Annotated in this window: 1 protein-coding gene and 1 pseudogene; one reads left to right on the top strand and one right to left on the bottom strand. The window is 49.9% G+C overall.

Going from position 1 to position 722, the window contains the following annotated elements:
• Positions 1 to 283: transketolase-like TK C-terminal-containing protein (locus ACTHUR_RS13975; protein WP_440399146.1), on the top strand; the 283-nt coding region annotated here is incomplete at its 5' end.
• Between the two features lie 66 nt (positions 284 to 349).
• Here the strand turns inward: ACTHUR_RS13975 and clpA are convergent.
• Positions 350 to 722: pseudogene (clpA, locus tag ACTHUR_RS13980) on the bottom strand (ATP-dependent Clp protease ATP-binding subunit ClpA); the annotation flags it as partial.

The following is a 722-nucleotide window of genomic DNA, read 5'->3' on the forward strand; positions in this document are numbered from 1 at the left end:
GGTATTGACAGAACAAGGTATCGCCGTGCGCGTTGTTTCCATGCCTTCTACCAATGTATTCGACCGCCAAGATGCTGCCTACAAAGCCGCCGTTCTGCCGGAAGGCTTACCACGCGTAGCCGTAGAAGCAGGACATGCCGACGGTTGGTATAAATACGTCGGTTTGAACGGTGCAGTGGTCGCTATCAACCGCTTCGGCGAGTCTGCACCTGCTGACTTGCTGTTCAAAGAATTCGGCTTTACCGTAGACAATGTGGTTGCCACTGTTAAATCCGTTTTGTAAATCAGATTTTTGATTGAGATAAAAAGGCCGTCTGAAATTTCAGACGGCCTTTTATTTTTTAGTCGGTTAAACAGTTTCTGTTTCAGGTTTGACCTTGCTTTTCTTAAACTTCAACACGGCTTCTTCTTTCGCTGCATCCCAGTCTATCAGCACAAAGCCGCCTTCGGCGAGTTTGCCGAACAGGAGTTCGTCGGCGAGCGGTTTGCGGATTTTTTCCTGAATCAGGCGGTTCATTGGGCGTGCGCCCATTTGCGGGTCGAAACCTTTTTCCGCCAGATATTTACGCAATGCCGGCGTGAATTCGGCTTCGACTTTTTTGTCGAGGAGCTGGTGTTCGAGCTGGAGCAGGAATTTGTCCACGACTTTAACGATAATAGGCTCGGACAAGGGCGCAAATGGGATAATCGCGTCTAAGCGGTTGCGGAACTCGGGCGTGAAG

It is taken from the genome of Neisseria sp. P0021.S007 (assembly GCF_051956855.1).